The organism is Streptomyces sp. JHA26 (genome assembly GCF_002005565.1).
Classification (GTDB): Bacteria; Actinomycetota; Actinomycetes; order Streptomycetales; family Streptomycetaceae; genus Streptomyces.
The window spans coordinates 221,081-239,949 of record NZ_BDJC01000001.1 but is presented as its reverse complement, the minus strand read 5'-3'; the positions used below and the strand labels follow the sequence as shown (position 1 = coordinate 239,949).

The following is an 18,869-nucleotide window of genomic DNA, read 5'->3' as shown; positions in this document are numbered from 1 at the left end:
GCCGGGCCCGTCGGGCCGGTGAACACCGACGGTGCTCCGGCCCGTTCGGGGACCGGAGCCGATCGGTAAAGTGTTCGTATGACTACCGGGGTACGCCGCAGAATGGGCGTCGAGGAGCGACGGCAGCAGTTGATCGGCGTCGCGCTCGAGCTGTTCAGCCGCCGCTCGCCCGACGAGGTCTCCATCGACGAGATAGCGTCGGCCGCGGGCATCTCGCGCCCGCTGGTCTACCACTACTTCCCCGGCAAACTCAGCCTGTACGAGGCCGCGTTGCAGCGCGCCTCCGACGACCTGGCCGCCCGGTTCGTGGAGCCCCGGGAGGGCCCGCTGGGGGCGCGGCTGCTGCGGGTGATGGGACGCTACTTCGACTTCGTCGACGAGCACGGCCCCGGCTTCTCGGCCCTGATGCGCGGGGGCCCGGCCGTCTCCGCGGGCGAGGCCTGCTCGCTGAGCACGACGTCCACGGCGCACGCGCTCGTCGACTCCGTGCGGCAGGCCGCGTACGTCCAGATCCTTTCGCACCTGGGGGTCACCGATCCGCCCGCGCGCCTGGAGCTGGTCGTCCGTTCCTGGATCTCGCTCGCCGAGTCGACGGCCCTGCTCTGGCTGGACGGCCGGCGCATCCCGCGCGCCGAGCTGGAGGTCCAGCTCGTGCACGACTTCGTCGCGCTGCTGGCGGTGAGCGCCGCCCACGACGAGGAGATGGGCGCCCTGCTGCGCGGCATCCTGGAGGACGAGCCGGCCGACGGCCCGTTCACGGACCTGGCCGGCCGGCTGGTCGGCGTCGTGGCTCAGACCTCGGCCTTGCGGTAGGACGGGTCGAGGTCGCGCACCTCGGCCGACAGGTGCAGGGTGATCCCGTCCCTCGGCGTCACGTGCTTGCGCAGCAGCTCCACCACGGCCTCGCCGAGCCGTGCCTTCGTCTCGTCGCTGCGTCCGGCGAGCAGGGCGATCGAGACGTTCACGACGGCGTGCCGTTCCTTCTCGGCGCCGACGACGTCCTCCTCGCTGCGCAGGACCCGCGTCTTGCAGGCCTCCAGCCGCGCGGCGGCCGTCTCGACGACCACCGGGTGCAGGGCGACCGCCACCTCCTCCCAGTCGACGTCGTCCAACCGGGCGGAACGCTCGATGGTGATCTGCGGCATGGGTGCTCCTGTTCTCGGGCGGACAGGAGCACCCTAACCGCGGCTGCCGCTAGCCCGCGCGGGTGAAGACCGCCACCGTGCGGGCCGGGACCGTGAAGGTGCCCGAGTCCTGCGCGTAGGCCGCGTTCTTCACGACGGGGTCCGCTCCGGACGCCTGCACCGGGTGCAGTCGGTAGCCGGTCCCGGCGGCTCCGCTCACCCGCTGCCGCTGCTCCTCGGGGGTCGCGTTGAAGACCACGACCAGGTCACCGAGGCGCATGGTGATCACGCCGGGTGTCTCGTCCTTCCCGGAGAGCGGGAAGGAGAGCGCCGACTGCACCTGCGCGGCCGTGTCGAGGGAGAAGGTCTTCTCCGTCGTACGGATGCGCAGCAGGTCCCGGTAGGCGGCCGAGGCGCCGGTGATCTGCGGGCAGCCGACCTTCACCGAGGTCAGCAGGGGTGCCGCGTAGGTCCACTTGTCCTGGTTGTCGGCGGCCGGCGGCAGCCCGCGGCCGAAGCCGTTGCCGTCGGCGCAGTTCCAGTGGACGGCGTTGAACCAGTCGCCGCTGTCGAAGGAGTTGCGGTCCAGGGACTTGGAGCGCAGCAGGTCGGTGCCGGCCTGGGAGAGCGCGGGGCCCTGGGAGAGAGCGGCGGTCGCCATGGCGAGGACCTGCATGCGGGCCCGGTCGTCGGCGGACGTGCCCGCCGGCAGCTTGTACGCGAGGGCGTCGAACAGGGACTCGTTGTCGTGCGCGTCGGCGTAGGCGAGGGCGTCGCCCGGGGCCGCGGCGTATCCGGCGGGGGCGCCGTTGTAGTCGACCTGGGAGCCGGTGACCTCCTTGCCGTCGGTGCCGGTGAAGCGGTAACCGGCGAGGTTGCCGGTCAGGCCGACCTTGATCAGGTCCTGGTAGTGCAGCAGGCGGGCCTTCTGCTCGGCCTCGGTGCCGTTGGCCTTCGAGGAGTTGGGGTCGGTGTACAGGCCGGAGGCGAAGCCCTGCACGCCGGGGTCGGCGTCGAAGGGGGAGCCGCCGCGCACGGCGTCGCGGGCCCGGTCGGAGAAGGTGGCGACGCCGGTGCCGGCCATGTTCTCCTGCGTGGCCTGGACGAAGCGGGCGTCGTCGGCGACCTCGCCGAAGTTCCAGCCCTCCCCGTACAGGATGATCTTCTTGCCGTCGACGCCGTCCTTGGCGAGGGTCAGCTCGTCGAGGGCCTTCCTGACCGCGAGGATGTTGGCCTTCGGGTGGTGGCCCATGAGGTCGAAGCGGAACCCGTCGACCTTGTACTCCTTGGCCCAGGTGACGACCGAGTCCACGACCAGCTTGCCCATCATGGCGTTCTCGGTGGCGGTGTTCGCGCAGCAGGTGCTGTTCGCGACCGAGCCGTCGGCGAGGAGGCGCTGGTAGTAGCCGGGCACGATCCGGTCGAGGACGGAGGTGTCCGCCTGGCCGCTCGCCGCGGTGTGGTTGTAGACGACGTCCATGACGACGCGCAGGCCGTCCTCGTTCAGGGCCTTGACCATCCTGCGGAACTCGACGGTGCGGGCGGTGCCGTCCGGGTCGGTGGCGTAGGAGCCCTCGGGGACCGTGTAGTGGTACGGGTCGTAGCCCCAGTTGTAGGCGTCCTCGGCGGCCGTCTTCGCCACGCACTCCTGCTGCTTGTCGGAGTCGGCCGGGTAGGAGGCGAGGTCGCAGTCGGCGGTGGCCCGGTCGGCCTCGTCCTCGGGGATGGTGGCGATGTCGAAGGCGGGCAGCAGGTGCACGTAGGACGTGCCGGCCTTCGCCAGCTCGCGCAGGTGCTTCGAGCCGTCGCTGTCCTCGTCGGTGAAGGCGAGGTAGGTGCCCCGGTGGTCCGGGTCGGCCGTGCGGTCCGCGACGGAGAAGTCGCGGATGTGCAGCTCCTGGATCTGGGCGTCCTTGAGCGGTACGGCCTTCGGCTTGTCGTACGTCGACCAGTCGCGCGGCTTCAGGGACCGGTCGGCCAGGTCGACGACGAGGCTGCGCTCGGAGTCGGTGGTCAGGGCGACCGAGTAGGGGTCGGTGACCTTGTTGGTGACGACCTCGCCGACGCTGGGCGCCCAGACCTGGACGACGTACCGGTAGGGCTCGCCCTTCCAGGACGCGGGGCCGGTGACGGACCAGACGCCGGTGGCGTCGTCGCGCCGCATGCCCACCGTGCGGTTCCCGATCTCCAGCTTCACGCTCTGCGCGGTCGGCGCCCACACGGACAGCGTGGGCCGGCCGTGGCGGAACACCGGGCCGAGGCCGGCCTTCGTGGCACCGGCGTAGAGGTCGTCCAGGGCTCCGGCGGTCTGGACGCCGGTCGCGGCGAGGACGGCGCCGGTGGCGGAACGCTGGGAGGCGACGACCTGGCCGCGCAGGGCCTCGCGGACCCGGTCGCGGTCGCGGGGGTCGACGGACCAGGCGGTGTACGCCTTCAGGTGGGGGAACTTCGCCTTCTGGGCGTCGGTGAGGGTGGTCCTCGTCAGGCGGAGCCACCGGGCGTCGTCACCGGTGAGGGTGCCGTCGGCGGCCTCGATCGAGCCGGTGCGGGAGGCGAGCAGCTGGGTGGAGGCGGCGCCCTCGGAGCCGTTCCAGGCGACGGTGTTCCGGTCGATCCAGACCGCCTTGGCGGTGGTGAGGTCGACGGCGGCGGCCGAGCCCGCGGGCTGCGGCAGCAGGTACTCCTCCTGGCCGCCCACCAGCCACACCTCGTGGCCGTTCGCCTTGAGGTCCAGGGCCTGGTCGGTGGGCAGGTCCTTCTCGTCGCCCTTGTGCAGGATGTAGCTGAGGCTGGTGGCCCCCTCGGCGAGCGGCACCTCGAAGACGGCGCCATAGGCATCGGTCTTCACCGGCTGAAGGGGCTTCGACCAGTCGGTGGGGTGCGCGGCACCGGTCCAGGTGTGCAGGCCCCAGCCGTCGTAGTTCCCGTCGGCGCGGTGGTAGTGCAGGACGGCCTTGGTGGTGTCCTGGGCCGGGTAGTCGGGCCGCTCGGTGGTGACGGTCTCCTCGCCCTGCTCGATCCACACCTCGCCCGTCCTCGTGACGTCGATCGTGCGGTCGGCGGCGACGTCCTTGTTCCCGTCCTTGTCGATGACGAGGAAGCCGACGTTCGACGCGCCCGGCTTGAGCTTGACGTAGGCGAAGGCGCCGTAGGCGTCGCGGCCGATGAAGGGGTGGGTGGCGGGCCAGGTGGTCGCCTCGCCGTCGGCGAGGTCGCCCCAGGCGTACAGGCCCCAGTCGCCGTAGTTCCCGTCCTGCCGCTTGTAGTGGACGATCGCGTGGTCGCGGGAGGACGCGGTGGGCGGGGCCTCGACCGGCGGGGTGCCGGTGGTGGAGGCGGCCAGGGCGCTCGCGGTGCGGCCGGCCGAGTCGATCACGACCGCCTTGTAGCGCAGGGCGGTGCCGGCCGGGGTGTCCTCGCCGATGGTCTGGGTGACCTTGTAGGGGGCGTGGTCGGCGGAGCCGAGGGTGCGCCACCTGCCGTCGCCGGTCTGAGCGGCGAAGACGACGCGGTTCAGCCGTCCGCCGGTGACGTCGGCCGTCAGCTCGACGGTGCCGGTGGCGCCGGGCGCGGGCGCGGTGAGGGTGATCGCCGGTGCGGTGGCGGGTGCGGCGGGCCGGCCCGCGGCCTTCAGGACGATCGCCGTGCCGGCGGGCACGGTGACGGTGACCTTCGTGTCGGCGCCGGACGTCACGGTGGCGTCGGTGCCGTAGAGGCCGCGGAAGGTCGTGTGCGCGGAGCCGGTCGCGAAGGTGGCCGTCCTCGGCCCGTCCGCGTTGTTGAGGGCGACGACGTACTCGGTGCCGGTCGCGGCGTCGGTGCGGGAGAAGGCGTAGACGCCGGCGCCGTCGGCGGCGTACCGCTCGGTCTGGACGCCGTCGGCGAGGGCCGGGTTGTCCCTGCGGAGCTCGGCGAGGGTGCTGATCTGCCGGTACAGCGGTGCGCCGGTGTCGTAGGCGGCCTCGGCGTGGGTGCGGTCGGTGCCGAGCTGGTCGTCGTCGAGGTAGTCGGCGGTGCGGGAGGCGAACATGGGCTGGCGGGCGTCCTTGTCGCCGCCGGCGCCGGTGAAGCCCTGCTCGTCGCCGTAGTAGATCACCGGGTTGCCGCGGCTGAGGAACATCAGCTCGTTGGCGAGCCTGTCCTTCTTCAGCAGCTCGGCGTCGGTGGCCTCCGGGTCGTCCTGCTTCAGGAAGGTGCCGAAACGGCCCATGTCGTGGTTGCCGAGGAAGGTGACCTGCTCGTAGGCGTTGGCCTTGTCGGTCGTGTACTTCCAGTCGTCGCCGAAGACGGAGGCGAGCTTCTTGGCGCTGCCGCCCTGGGAGACGTAGGCGCGGGCCGCGTCCTGGAAGGGGAAGTCCAGGGTGGAGTCCAGGCGGCCCTGAGTGACGTAGGGGGCGGTGACGGAGGTGTCGGCGGAGTAGACCTCGCCGAACATGAAGAAGTCGTCGCGGCCCTTCTTGGCGGCGTAGGCGTCCAGCGCGGTCGCCCACTGGGTCCAGAACTCCATGTCGACGTGCTTGACGGTGTCGATCCGGAAGCCGTCGATGGCGAAGTCCTTCACCCACCGCTCGTAGATCTTCTCCATGCCGCTGACGACCTCGGGCCGTTCGGTCCACAGGTCGTCGAGGCCGTTGAAGTCGCCGTAGGTGGCCGACTCGCCGGCCCAGGTGGAGTCGCCCCGGTTGTGGTACATCGTCGGGTCGTTGAGCCAGGAGGGGACCTTGAGGTTCTTCTTCGCGGCCGGGACGACCGGCGTGCGCGGGAAGGACCCGGTGTCCACGCGGGGGAAGCGGCGCGAGCCGTCGGCGTCGTCGAAGGGCTGCCCGTCCTCGGTCAGGTACGGGAAGGCGCCCTTGGAGAGGTAGTCGTAGGACTTCTCCTCGTAGTCGACGACGTCGGCGGTGTGGTTGGTGATGACGTCGAAGAAGACCTTCATGCCCTTGGCGTGCGCCTTGGAGATGAGGTTCTTCAGGTCCTGGTTGGTGCCGAAGTGCGGGTCGACCTGGGTGAAGTCGGTGATCCAGTAACCGTGGTAGCCGGCGGAGGCGTCCTTGCCGGTGCCCTGGACGGGCTGGTTCTTGAAGATGGGCGCCATCCAGATGGAGGTGGTGCCCAGGCCCTTGATGTAGTCGAGCCGGTCGGTGAGGCCCTTGAGGTCGCCGCCCTGGTAGAAGCCCTTGTCGGTGGGGTCGTAGCCGGTGGTGAGACGGGTGCCGGTCAGGCCGCCCCTGTCGTTGCGGGTGTCGCCGTTGGCGAAGCGGTCCGGCAGGACGAAGTAGAACTGCTCGCGGGTCAGGTCGTGGCGGGCGGCGGTCCTCGCCAGCTTCGCGTCCGACGGGGGTGCGGGCGGGGCGTCGGCGTGGGCGGCGAGCGGCTGCACCAGCGCGGCCGCGAGGGCGGCGGCGGTGACGGCTGCGGCCCGTCCGCCCCGTGCACTGCGGCGCCTCACGGGCGCCGGGCATCTCGGTATCACAGGCGGAAACTCCTTGTGCTTGCGGCTCGTTCGGGTCCGACCCCGACGCCACGGCGCAGCTGCGCTGCGGGGCGCCCGCGGGGACGGTATCGCCGGGGAAAGACTTACAGCAAGAGTCCTGAAAAAGTCGGTAAGAATTTTCACCAGGTGTCCGGGATGCGGGTCCGGCCGGGCGCCGGGCAGCGGCGTTGCCGTTGCGGCATACGCCGCGTGGGGGAAGAGTGGTGGGTGTGGCGCAGTTCCTGCGCGAAGCCCCCTCCGGATCCCTCATGGCCAGAATCCCCCGGCGACACGTCCCCCACCTGACCGGTGCGACCACCCTGGTCACGGCGCTCGCGTTGACCATGGGGCCGGTGGCCCCGGCGGCCGGGGCGCCGGTGCCCGGCGGAGCCGGGTCGGACCCGACCCCCGCTTCGACGCCGGCCGACACGACGCCTTCTCCCACGCCCACCTCGGACCGGTCGGGGACGGCGCCCCCGTCGACGGCCCCGTCGACACCGACGCCCACGTCGGATTCCTCCCCGTCGCCGACGTCCGGGACGACCTCGGACGGCACACCGGGCACCACGACGCCGTCCGGGACGGACCGGGGCGGCGCGGCGGCCTCCGCCGCCCTGGAGCAGCAGCAGGAAGCCGTCGACGACGTCACGGCGGAGCTGGACGCCAAAAAGCAGGACATCCCCGATGAACTGGCGCCGAGCGTGGACCGGTTGACCGACGCGCTGGTGGCGGTGAGCGATCCGCGGACCCCGCCGCAACAGCGTGACGGGACCGTCCGCAGCGCACAGCGGGTGGCCGCCGCGCTGGACGCGATCGCCGACCCCGCGACCCCCGGAGCGGTGCGCGCGCAGCTCACCGGGCTGGTGCGGCAGGTGGCCTCCGCGCTGGACGCGGCGAGCCGGCCGGGGACCCCGACCGAGGACGCGCGCCTGCGCACCCTGGTCGTGGCACGGACGACCTCCGTCCTGCGGCTCGTCGCCGACCAGGACGCGCCACCGGACGTGACGAGCGACCTGGTCGACACCGCGCACCACCTGTTGTCGCCCCGGCAAGGGGCAGCAGCGACCGCGGACCCGAGCGCGCCTCCGAGCGCGAGCAGCGGTGCCGCCGCCCACGAGTCGGCGGAGTCCCTGCACGAGGCGACCGCGGTGGAGACCGCGAGCGACCCGAACACCTCGGACGGCCGACGGAAGGAGCTCGCGGAGAGCGCCCACCAGGCCGGTTCGTCACCGCCCGGCGACCCCGGGGCGAAGGAGAAGAGGGACCGGATGGAGAGGGACGTCAAGAAGGCGGTCCAGGACCAGGGGCTGCCGGACGAACCGCTCGGCAAGGCGGCCGAACTCTGCACCAACTCCGTCTTCGAGGCCGTCCCGGACGCCACCCTCGCCGAGGACCTCCGGCACCTGGTCCCCGCCGCCTGGGACAGCGAGGGCGTCCGGGACTTCTGGAAGTCCGAGGAGGCGGCGAACGACACCCTGGACGTGTACGCGCAGCTGCGGAACGAGAAGATCGCCGAGAGCGCGCTGGCCATCAGGCGGATGATCCCCGGGCTCGCCGACTCGCTGCCGGCGGACGAGCTCTACCACTCCCTCGGTCTTCACGCGCGCGACTGCCTCCGGGCGGCCGTGCTGCTGGACAGCGAGGCGGGTGTCGAGTCGGGGAACTGGCTCAGTGCGGCGCAGGAGGTATGAAGCTCAGCAGCTCCGCGACGGAGATCTCACCGTCGGCATGACGTGTCGCGATGCCGAACCTGCCGATCTCCCTCCTGTCCGCCGCGGGATCGATCCAGCCGCCCGTGAAGTGGAACGAGGACACGGAGTAGAGCGGGTGGGACGTCGGCGACCAGAACGCCGTCACGTAGAGCGGTTTCCGGGTCACGTTGACGAGGTTGTTGTTGTGCCACACCCGGCCGGTGTAGGCGAGCGTGTCCGCCGGGCACCGGGCCGCCCGGCAGGTGTAGCGGGGGTGCCGCCACGACTCGTGCTGCTCCCGGAAGTGCTCCACGTCGATGCGGCCCCGGTCCTTGCGCATGTAGGTGAGCTGGAGGTCGACGTGGAGCAGGTCGTACGGCATGTTCCTGGGGATCTGGACGACGTGCTCGCGGGTGTCCTCCTGCCCGGCCTCCAGCACGTCCCCGGGTTCGTACAGCCGTCCGCTGCTCAGCCGCTGGTAGGTGAGCCCGTCGACGTGCCGCTCGGCCTCCTCCTCGCGCTGGAAGCTCTCCTTCCACGCCTGTGCCGAGGAGTCCCCGCGCTCGGAGTACCGGGCGGTCCTGCCGTAGACGGTGAAGTCGTTGATGATGACGTAGACCGACACCTCTCCGGTGTTCTTCACGGAGAGTTTCAGCGGGACCTGGACGAAAGGGAGGGAGCGGTCCTCGCGGACCCTGCCGAACTCTGCTTCGAGGGCGAAACGCATGGGGGCCGTCGCGGGCTGGTAGAGGGTGGAGTACGCGAGACTGACGCCGGTCAGCAGGGCCGTCACGAACACCCCCGCCGCGAACTTCTTCGGCTGCGGCACGCCTTTCCAGGCCTTCTCCCTGACCAGCAGGACCAGAGCCCACACCGACCAGCAGCCCAGGGGCAGGAAGGCGAGCAGACAGGGCGTGTACTCCGTCTCCTCCAGCCACATCAGGAACAGCAGGCCGTCCGTGGCCAGCGCGATCAGGACGCCGAGCAGGACGACCGCCCCCGAGGCCCGGAACTCGCGCCGGCCCCAGTAGCCGGGTGCCAGGACCGCCCCGGCCCCCTGGACCAGGCCGGACAGCACGAACAGGGCCCCGCTGACACGCTGGGCGAAGGTCAGCGCCCCGGAGGCGTCGGGCCAGCCGATCAGCACGTTGAGGACCATCGAGGCGAGCAGTCCGACCACCATGACCACCATGGTCGTGCGCCGTCGCCAGGGGCGGTCCGGCCAGGCGTTCCGGTCGCCGCCGCGCCAGCACACGGACGTGGGGTCGTCCAGGTCGGTGTCCGCGTACCCCATCCGGTCGAGCAGTGCGCGCAGGCCGCGCGGGGACCAGACGCTGCCCGCGGTGGCGCCGCCCACGGTCACCCGGCGCAGGCCACGGCCGTCCGGTGGCTCGACGACGACCCACGGACGGATGCTCATGCCGCCAGCCTCGAACCCGTGCGGGGCCTGCGCATGCGCTGTTGCTCCGCTTGGCGGGGCCCTCCCACCGGGCCCCCGGCGGCCTTGTACGGCACCGTGGGCCCGGTCCCCGAGGACCGGGGCGGGAGGGTCAGCAGCCGGACTTGCCCGCGTACACCGCGAGCGCCGTGTCGGCGCCGAGGGTCGCGGTGAGCCGGCCCGAGCCGTCCACCGAGACGGTCGTGTTGTTCTGGACGTTGCAGTAGGTCCCGGCGGGCAGGGACGTCTGGTAGGTGCGGGAGATGCTGGAGGACTCGTGGTTGACGGCCACGAAGCCCTTCGAGCCGCGCCCGAAGGCGATGGCGTCGCCGCCGTTGTCCCACCAGTTCGTGACCGCCTGGCCCCGGGTGGCGTTGCGGAAGGCGACCATGGACCTGATCTCCGGCCAGTTGTGCTGGCACTTCCAGCCGTTCTGCCAGCAGGCGTCGACCCGACCGCCGTTGGGGGGCCCGGCGTCCGTGCTGGACCACTCGTAGCCGGAGTTGACGTCGGGAGCGCCGTAGGGCCAGGCCAGCATGAAGACGTTGGCCAGGGTGTAGGCGGCGCCGTCCTTGTAGTTGAGCGTGGAGCCGTTGCGCTCGGTGTCGTGGTTGTCGACGAAGACGCCGGAGACGGAGCTGTTCATATAGCCCCAGCCCTCGCCGTAGTTCTTCAGGTAGGCGAGGTTCTCGTTGGTGAAGACCCGCTTGAGGTCGTAGGCGTAACGGAACTCCTGGACGTCCCCGTTGCCCGTGTACTCGGTGGGCTGGACGGCCTCCCCGGCGCCGTAGATGACCTCCTGCTTCCAGTAGGCGTTCGGATTGCTCAGCCGGGACTTGATGTTGGCCAGGTCGGCGGCCGGCATGTGCTTGGCGGCGTCGATGCGGAAGCCGTCGACGCCCAGTGACAGCAGGTCGTTCATGTACCGGGCGATGGCGCCGCGGACGTACTCCTCGCCGGTGTCGAGGTCGGCGAGGCCGACCAGCTCGCAGTTCTGGACGTTCCAGCGGTCGCCGTAGTTGTTGATCTGTGAGGTGCAGTTGTCGAAGTCGTACGAGGAGTACAACCCGGGGTAGTCGTACTTCGTGTACGACGAGCCGCCGGTGCCGGTGCCGCTGCCCGCGGACATGTGGTTGACGACCGTGTCGGCGACGACCTTGACGCCGGCCGCGTGACACGTGTCGACCATGTTCTTGAACGCGGCGCGGTCACCGAGCCGCCCCGCGATCCGGTAGCTGACGGGCTGGTACGACGTCCACCACTGCGAGCCCTGTATGTGCTCGGCGGGAGGGGAGACCTGGACGTAGCCGTAGCCGGCGGGGCCGAGGGTAGTGGTGCACTCCTTGGCGACGGAGGCGAAGTTCCACTCGAAGAGGACCGCGGTGACGTCCTTGGTGCCGGGTGGGGAAGCCTGCGCGCCCGTTGGGGTCATGACAAGGGCGGCCGCGGCCAGAGCGACGGCGCCCGTGAGGGCTCTGCGTGCCATGTGGGGTTCCTTCGTCGTTGAAGGCTCTTGCTGAAAGCTTCAGCAAACTGTGGGTGACGCAGATGGTAAAGGCCCGCCGCCCGAAAGGGCAGCGGGCCGTACGCGATTGCCCGAAGATTCTCGTGGATCCCCGTCGACGCGGGTGTCAGGCCGTCGTCCACCACACGGTCGTGTCCGCCGGCACCTCGGCCTCGCCGTCGGCCTCGGTCACCTCACCGCTGGCCAGCAGCAGCCGCCCGTACGCGGGCACCGTCACCGACTCGCCGGTGGTGTTGGCCACGCACGTGAACTCCCCGCGCCGGAAGGCGAGGACGCCCTCGGGCGCCCGCAGCCACTGCACGGCGTCGCCCGCGCCCAGGTCGGCGTGCTCACGGCGGGCGGCCAGCGCGGCCCGGTACAGCTCCAGGGTCGAGCCGGGCGCGCCCGTCTGGGCCTCGACGCTCAGCTCGCCCCAGTTCGCCGGCTGCGGGAGCCAGCTGCCGCCGTCGCCGAAGCCGTACGACGACCCCGTGCGCGTCCACGGGATCGGCACCCGGCAGCCGTCGCGGAAGCCGTCCTGGCCGGCGCCGCGGAAGTACGCCGGGTCCTGGCGGACCTCGTCGGGCAGGTCGACGACGTCCGGCAGGCCCAGTTCCTCGCCCTGGTAGACGTAGGCCGAGCCGGGCAGCGCCAGCATCAGCAGGGTGGCGGCGCGGGCGCGGCGCAGGCCCAGCTCGCGGTCGCCGGCCAGGCGGATCTGGGTGCCGAGGCCGGGCGGGTTGGCGAAGCGGGTGGCGTGCCGGGTGACGTCGTGGTTGGACAGCACCCAGGTGGCCGGGGCGCCGACCGGGCGCATGGCGTCCAGGGTGCGGTCGATGACCGTGCGCAGCTCCTCGGCGTCCCAGTGGGTGCCCAGGTACTGGAAGTTGAAGGCCTGGTGCAGCTCGTCGGGCCGGACGTAGTTCGCGGTGCGCTCGACGGTCGGGGTCCACGCCTCCGCGACGAAAATGCGCTCGCCGGAGTACTCGTCGAGGATGAGCCGCCACTGCCGGTAGATGTCGTGGACGCCGTCCTGGTCGAAGAACGGCATGACATCGTTGCCCAGCAGCTTGAGCTGCTCGTGGGATCCGAGGTCGGGCAGGCCCTCGGCCTTCACCATGCCGTGGGCGACGTCGATGCGGAAGCCGTCCACGCCCATGTCCAGCCAGAAGCGCAGGATGGAGCGGAACTCGTCGCCGACGGCCGGGTGCTCCCAGTTGAAGTCGGGCTGCTCGGGGGCGAACAGGTGCAGGTACCACTCCCCCGGCGTGCCGTCGGGCTCGGTGACCCGGGTCCAGGCGGGGCCGCCGAAGATGGACTCCCAGTCGTTGGGCGGCAGTTCGCCGTTCTCGCCCTTGCCCGGGCGGAAGTGGTAGCGGTCCCGCGACGGGGAGCCGGGGCCCTCGGCGAGGGCGCGCTTGAACCACTCGTGTTGGTCGGAGGAGTGGTTCGGGACCAGGTCGACGATGATGCGCAGGCCCAGCCCGTGGGCGTCGCGGATCAGCGCGTCGGCGTCCAGGAGGGTGCCGAACATGGGGTCGACGGCACGGTAGTCGGCGACGTCGTACCCGGCGTCGGCCTGCGGGGATGCGTAGAAGGGGCTGAGCCACACGGCGTCCACGCCCAGGTCGCGCAGGTACGGCAGGCGGGTGCGGACACCCTCCAGGTCGCCCATGCCGTCGCCGTTGCTGTCGGCGAAGCTGCGCGGGTACACCTGGTAGATGACCGCGTCGCGCCACCAGTCGCGGCGCCTCGCGACGGTGGCGGTGGCGGAGGTGGGGGCCGGTGCGGCGGAGTGCTGCTGGCTCATGACGTCCTTGTACGTGACGGAGTGGAGGCGTGGTGGGGGAAAGGGGCGGCCGGCCGCGGTGCAGCGGGGTCGGATGGCACCGCGGCCGGACGTTTTCCGGGTGGGGCGGTCAGCCCTTCGTGCCGCCCGCGGTGAGGCCGGTCACCAGGTTCTTCTGCACCAGGTAGAAGAACGCGGAGACGGGTATCGCGACGAGCACGGCGGTGGCCGCCATCAGGTTGCGCTGCGCGTCGTGCTCGCTGACGAAGCTCTGCAGTCCGACGGCGAAGGTGTACTTCGTGTCGCTCAGCATGAACGTCGAGGCGAAGGCGACCTCGCCGAAGGCCGTGATGAAGCTGTAGAAGCCGGCGACCGCGAGGCCCGGCCGGGCCAGCGGCAGGATCAGCCGGAAGAAGGTGCCGAACGGGTTCAGCCCGTCCACCCGCCCGGCCTCGTCGATCTCGAACGGGATGGTGTCGAAGTAGCCCTTGAGCAGCCAGGCGCAGTACGGCACCGCGGTGGAGCAGTAGACGAGGACCAGGCCGAAGTAGTTGTCGATGAGCTGGAGCTTCGACAGGATCTGGTACATCGGCACGATCAGGACCGCGATGGGGAACATCTGGGTGACCAGCAGGATCCACATGAGCTTGCGGTAGCCGGGGAAGCGCATCCGCGAGACCGCGTAGCCGGTCGTCGCGGCGACCAGGACGCCGATGACCGTGGTGCCCAGCGAGACGATCAGCGAACTCTTCAGCCAGTCGAAGAAGTTGGTGTCCTGGAGCACGAACGCGTAGTTGTCGAAGGTCATCTTCGACCAGATGCGTCCGGGGTGCAGGTAGTCGTCCTTGTCCGGGCCGAGGGACAGGAAGACCAGCCAGGCGACCGGGAAGAGCGCGACGAGGCTCGCGACGATCAGCACGCCGTGGGAGGCGAGGGACGCGGCGCGGCCGCGTTCGCCGCGGCGGCGCACCCTGCGCGGCGGCGCGGCGGGCGCGGCGGTCTGCTCGGCGGGGGCCTGGGTGGGCGCGGTGCTTGTACTCATGGCGGCTCCTGCCTCAGTTCGCGAGCTGCTGCTCATTGCGGTTCAGCCAGCGGCGGTAGAAGGAGGTGAAGACGATCAGGATGGCCAGCAGCAGGATGCCGTAGGCCGCGGACTGCGCGAAGTCGCGCGGCTGCTGCCCGAAGCCGAGCTGGTACGCCCAGGTGACGAGGATCTGCGCGTCGGGGGCGGTGTTGCCGAACAGCAGGAAGATCACGGCGAACTGGTTGAAGGTCCAGATGATGCCGAGCAGCACGACGGTGGAGCTGACGGCCCTGAGGCCGGGCAGGGTGACGTGGCGGAAGCGCTGCCAGGCGTTCGCGCCGTCCATCTCGGAGGCCTCGTAGAGGCTGGCGTCGATGGACTGCAGGCCGCCCAGGAGCGAGATCATCATGAACGGCACACCGCACCAGGTGTTGACCATGATCGCGGAGAAGCGCTGCCAGAAGGTGTCCTCGAGCCAGGCGGGCGTCGGCAGGTGCAGCCAGTCCAGGGCGGCGTTGATGACGCCCTCGTCGGCGAGCATGAAGCGCCAGCCGAAGACGGTGACGAAGGTGGGCACGGCCCAGGGCAGGACCAGGATCAGCCGGTAGAGGGTGCGGCCGCGCATCTTCTGGTTGAGCAGCAGGGCGAGCCCGAGGCCGAGGAAGAAGTGCAGGCCGACGCAGACGGCCGTCCACACGATGGTCCAGATGAAGTGCGACCAGAAGCGGTCGTAGGCCGTGGGCCCCACAGGATGTCGGCGTAGTTGTCCAGGCCGACGAACTTGTAGGTGGCCTCGATCTCGTTGACGCCGATGGTGCGCGCGCTGTTGAGGCTGTTGGCGTCGGTGAGGGTGAGGTAGAGGCCGTAGCCCAGCGGGTACAGCACGAGGACGCCGATCACGACGGCCACCGGCGCGATCATGGCGTAGGCGTACCAGTGCTTCTGGTAGCCGTCTTTCAGACGCCGGCCGAGGCCGGGCCGCGGGGTGCGGTCACCGCGGCGCTTGCCGGTCGCGCGGTCGATGGCGACTGTCATGGTTCGACACCTTCGGGAGCATCGGGAAGGTCAGGGGCAGCGGCCGGGACCGGGGGCCCGGCCGGTGACCGCCGGGCCCCTCCCCCGGTGCGGGGGCCCGGCGGTCGGGGGACCTACTTGCTGAAGTCCGGCACCAGCTTGACGATCGCCGCCTCGGCGTCGCCCAGCCCCTCGTCCAGGGACTTCTTGCCGCCGGCGATCTGCGGGAGCTCGTCGTCCAGCGGGGTCCACAGGGAGCTGTACTCCGGCAGCGCCGGGCGCGGCCGGGCGGCGGGCAGGACCGTCTGGTAGCCGGCGATGCCCGGGTCGGTCTTGACCTTGTCGGTGTAGGCGTCGTCGCGGGTCGGCAGCGTGGAGTTCTTCAGGGCGACGGTCTCCTGGGACTTCGCCGAGGTCATGAACTTCACGAACTTCAGCGCCGCCTCCTGGTGGGCCTGGTCCGAACCGGCGTACACCGACAGGTTGTGGCCGCCGGTCGGGGCGCCCGCCTCGCCGGTGGAGCCGGCCGGGACGGTGGCGATGCCGAGGTTGTTCTTGTCCTTGAAGGCGGAGCCCTTGTAGAAGTTGGTGATCTCCCACGGGCCCTGGATGATCGAGGCGACCTTGCCGCTGACGAACGCCTCCTGGATGTGGGCGTAGGCGTCCGCGGTGGTGTCGGCCTTGTGCAGGCCCTTGCCGTCGAAGAGGCTCAGCCAGGTGCCGTACGCCTTCTTCGCCTGGGGCGAGTTGACGGTGATCTTCTTGCCGTCGGCGTCGACCGTGTCGGTGCCCTCGCCGTACAGGAACGGCTGCCCGTAGTAGCCGGCCGTGGAGCCCCAGTAGCCGTCGGCGCCGGTCTTGTCCTTGATGGTGGCGGCGGCCTTCTTCAGGTCGTCCCAGGTCTTGGGGGGCTGGACGCCGGCCTTCGCGAACAGTTCCTTGTTGTAGACGAAGGCGAGGGTGTCGGTGACCAGCGGCACGCCGTAGGTCTTGCCCTCGTACTTGGCCTGCTCGATCAGGTTGGGCTGGAACTTGTCCTGCTCGGCGAGGGCCTCGGTGCCGTCCAGCGGCAGGAAGAAGCCCTTCTTGGCGAAGGCGGGCGTCCAGCCGACCTCGGAGCGCAGCACGTCCGGGGCGCCCTTGGAACCGGCGGCGGTGTCGAACTTGTTCTGCGCCTGGTCGAAGGGCACGTTGACGAAGTTGACCTTGATGCCCTTGTTGGCGGCCTCGAACTCCTTGACCAGGGCCTTGTAGGTCGGCGCCTCGTTGGTCGCGTTGGAGGTGTCCCAGTAAGTGATGGTGACCGGTCCGCCCGACTTGCTGTCGCCGTCGTCCCCGCCGCACGCCGTCGCCGCGAGGGCGAGGGACGCCACCAGAGCGGTGGCCGCTATGCCACGCCGCATGAGTTCTCCTTGAGGGTGAAAGCCCGTGTGGTGCAGGGTGCGGGCCCGTCCGCCGCTCCTGCCGACACCGACGCGCCGTTGCTGCCGTCGGGCGACGTGAACGTAACAGCGATGTAAGCGCGGCGAAAGGTCTTGCTGCAAAAAAGTGCAAGAGATCTCCGAAGTTATCCGGGTGTGACCTCCTGGCGACCATCGTGAGACGCTTGCTTACAGGCCACGAGCGGTATCGGGCCGGTTGTGCAAGACTCTGCAAGCTCTTGCCGCCACTTTCTCGAGGGAGCGCGATGACGCAGCAGTCCGCGCCGGGCCGTCCGACGGGGCGCCCACGGCGCCCCGTCGGTGTGCAAGGCGCCATCCGGCAGGTACAGTCCACCCCTGTGACCACACGGCTTGCCGACATCGCCGCCCAGGCGGGCGTGAGCGAAGCGACGGTCAGTCGCGTCCTCAACGGGAAGCCCGGCGTCGCCGCCACCACCCGGCAGTCCGTGCTCGCCGCCCTCGACGTCCTGGGCTACGAACGGCCCGTGCGGCTGCGGCAGCGCAGCGAGGGCCTGGTGGGGCTGATCACCCCGGAGCTGGAGAACCCGATATTCCCGGCCCTGGCCCAGGTCATCGGCCAGGCGCTGACCCGCCAGGGCTACACGCCGGTCCTCGCCACCCAGACCCCGGGCGGCTCCACGGAGGACGAGCTGACGGAGATGCTGGTCGACCGCGGGGTCGCCGGCATCATCTACGTCTCCGGACTGCACGCCGACACCACCGCCGACATGGAGCGCTACGAGCGGCTGCGCGCGCAGGGCGTGCCGTTCGTCCTCGTCGACGGCTTCTCGCCGAAGGTGCAGGCGCCCTTCATCTCGCCGGACGACCGCGCCGCGATGAGCCTCGCCGTCACCCACCTCGTCTCGCTGGGCCACACCCGCATCGGGCTGGCCCTCGGCCCGAAGCGGTTCGTGCCGGTGCAGCGCAAGATCGAGGGCTTCGTCCGCACCGTCCAGGAACAGCTGGACCTCGACGCGCGGACCGTGGAGACGGAACTCGTCCAGCACTCCCTCTACACCCTGGAGGGCGGCCAGGCGGCGGCCGCCGCGCTCATCGAGCGGGACTGCACGGCCGTGGTCTGCGCCAGCGACATGATGGCGCTGGGCGCCATAAGGGCGGCCCGGCAGCGCGGGCTGGACGTGCCCAAGGACGTCTCGGTCGTCGGCTTCGACGACTCCCCGCTGATCGCCTTCACCGACCCCCCGCTGACGACCGTCCGCAAGCCGGTCCCGGCGATGGGCCAGGCGGCGGTGCGCACGCTGCTGGAGGAGATCGGCGGGACGCCCGCGCCGCACAGCGAGTTCGTGTTCATGCCGGAGCTGGTGGTGCGCGGTTCGACCGCCTCGGCGCCGGGTGAGCGGAGCCGTCCCTGAGCCGTCCCGTAGTGGCCGGATGCGCCGCGTATCCTCCCGGGGGATGATCGGTGGGACAGGGCTTTTCTGGCAGACTTCATGCCTATGGGTGACGTGACCGTGAGGACTCCGGAACGCTCGGAAGAGGGCGTTCCGCATCCTGTCACGGAGGTGGCGGGGCGGGGCCTGATGCGTCGGCTGCGCACACCGCGCCGGCCCCGCCTGTGGTTCGAGATCCTGCTGATCGCGCTCAGTTACTGGACGTACTCGCTCGTCCGCAACGCCGTGCCGGAGCAGCGGGGGCAGGCACTGCGCAACGCCGACTGGATCTGGCAGGCCGAGCGGCAACTCGGCATCGCCGTGGAAGAAACGGTCAACCATGCCGTCAACTCGGTGACTTGGCTGGTCGTCGGCATGAACTACTACTACGCCACGTTGCACTTCGTGGTGACGCTGGGCGTGCTGGTCTGGCTGTACCGCAGCCATCCGGGGCGGTACGCGGCGACCCGTCTGGTCCTCTTCGCGACGACGGGAGTGGCCCTGCTCGGTTACTACCTGTACCCGCTCGCCCCGCCCCGGCTGATGAACGGCGGGCGCTTCGTCGACACGGTGATGGTCCACCAGACGTGGGGGTCGATGGCGTCCGGGGACCTGAAGAACATGTCCAACCAGTACGCCGCGATGCCGTCGATGCACATCGGGTGGTCGGTGTGGTGCGGGCTGACGATCTTCGCGTTGGCGTCGGTGCCGTGGGTGCGGGTGCTGGGGCTGGCGTATCCGGTGCTCACGCTGGTGGTCATCGTGGCCACGGCGAACCACTTCTGGCTGGACGCGGTGGGGGGTGTGCTGTGCCTGGCCTTCGGTTACGCGGTGGCCCGGGTCTGGTGCGGGAGCCTGCCGTACGCGTTGCCCCGGGTGGTGCCGGGGGGCGGCGGGGTGCGACGGCGCGCGTGGGCGCCCACGCGCGCCTGAGGGCGCCGGGCGCCGGTGCCGGGGGGCGAGCCCCGCGTCCCTGAGG

Annotated in this window: 11 protein-coding genes and 1 pseudogene; 4 read left to right on the top strand and 8 right to left on the bottom strand. The window is 70.7% G+C overall.

What is annotated here, in order from left to right:
- Positions 1-78 precede the first annotated feature (78 nt).
- Positions 79-813 (top strand): TetR/AcrR family transcriptional regulator, encoded by a 735-nt coding sequence (locus JHAT_RS01105; RefSeq protein WP_077796082.1) that lies wholly within the window; start codon positions 79-81, stop codon positions 811-813.
- On the opposite strand, the gene JHAT_RS01100 is transcribed toward JHAT_RS01105, so the two are convergent.
- Together JHAT_RS01100 and pulA are read right to left on the bottom strand one after the other, a co-directional pair.
- A complete protein-coding gene (locus JHAT_RS01100; protein WP_077796081.1) occupies positions 792-1,145 on the bottom strand; it encodes a 5-carboxymethyl-2-hydroxymuconate Delta-isomerase in 354 nt (117 codons plus the stop codon). The two genes, JHAT_RS01105 and JHAT_RS01100, sit on opposite strands and share 22 nt — an antisense overlap.
- Positions 1,146-1,194: 49 nt before the next feature.
- Positions 1,195-6,597, bottom strand: coding sequence for a pullulanase-type alpha-1,6-glucosidase (gene pulA, locus JHAT_RS01095; protein ID WP_077796080.1), 5,403 nt, complete (start codon positions 6,595-6,597; stop codon positions 1,195-1,197).
- A gap of 269 nt (positions 6,598-6,866) precedes the next feature.
- Between pulA and JHAT_RS33585 the strand changes: the two genes are divergently transcribed.
- Complete coding sequence (locus tag JHAT_RS33585; RefSeq protein WP_171990685.1) at positions 6,867-8,288, top strand: hypothetical protein; 1,422 nt, start codon at positions 6,867-6,869, stop codon at positions 8,286-8,288.
- Here the strand turns inward: JHAT_RS33585 and JHAT_RS01085 are convergent.
- From JHAT_RS01085 to JHAT_RS01060, 6 genes and pseudogenes are all read right to left on the bottom strand, one after another.
- Positions 8,266-9,708 (bottom strand): hypothetical protein, encoded by a 1,443-nt coding sequence (locus tag JHAT_RS01085; protein WP_077796078.1) that lies wholly within the window; start codon positions 9,706-9,708, stop codon positions 8,266-8,268. The two genes, JHAT_RS33585 and JHAT_RS01085, sit on opposite strands and share 23 nt — an antisense overlap.
- A 130-nt stretch (positions 9,709-9,838) precedes the next feature.
- Complete coding sequence (locus tag JHAT_RS01080; protein ID WP_077796077.1) at positions 9,839-11,212, bottom strand: alpha-amylase family protein; 1,374 nt, start codon at positions 11,210-11,212, stop codon at positions 9,839-9,841.
- Between the two features lie 145 nt (positions 11,213-11,357).
- The gene (locus JHAT_RS01075; protein ID WP_077796076.1) at positions 11,358-13,040 is read right to left on the bottom strand and encodes a glycoside hydrolase family 13 protein; all 1,683 of its coding nucleotides are present in this window, start codon (positions 13,038-13,040) and stop codon (positions 11,358-11,360) included.
- Between the two features lie 109 nt (positions 13,041-13,149).
- The gene (locus tag JHAT_RS01070; RefSeq protein ID WP_077796075.1) at positions 13,150-14,061 is read right to left on the bottom strand and encodes a sugar ABC transporter permease; all 912 of its coding nucleotides are present in this window, start codon (positions 14,059-14,061) and stop codon (positions 13,150-13,152) included.
- Between the two features lie 13 nt (positions 14,062-14,074).
- Positions 14,075-15,078: pseudogene (locus JHAT_RS01065) on the bottom strand (carbohydrate ABC transporter permease).
- A 113-nt stretch (positions 15,079-15,191) separates the two neighbouring features.
- Positions 15,192-16,460, bottom strand: coding sequence for an extracellular solute-binding protein (locus JHAT_RS01060; protein WP_077796074.1), 1,269 nt, complete (start codon positions 16,458-16,460; stop codon positions 15,192-15,194).
- A 377-nt stretch (positions 16,461-16,837) separates the two neighbouring features.
- Between JHAT_RS01060 and JHAT_RS01055 the strand changes: the two genes are divergently transcribed.
- Both JHAT_RS01055 and JHAT_RS01050 read left to right on the top strand, forming a co-directional pair.
- Positions 16,838-17,872: a LacI family DNA-binding transcriptional regulator gene (locus JHAT_RS01055; protein ID WP_077796073.1), complete on the top strand. Its 1,035-nt coding sequence runs from the start codon at positions 16,838-16,840 to the stop codon at positions 17,870-17,872.
- 78 nt (positions 17,873-17,950) lie between these two features.
- On the top strand, positions 17,951-18,823 hold the full coding sequence (locus JHAT_RS01050) for a phosphatase PAP2 family protein (protein WP_375603537.1): 873 nt from the start codon (positions 17,951-17,953) through the stop codon (positions 18,821-18,823).
- Positions 18,824-18,869 lie beyond the last annotated feature (46 nt).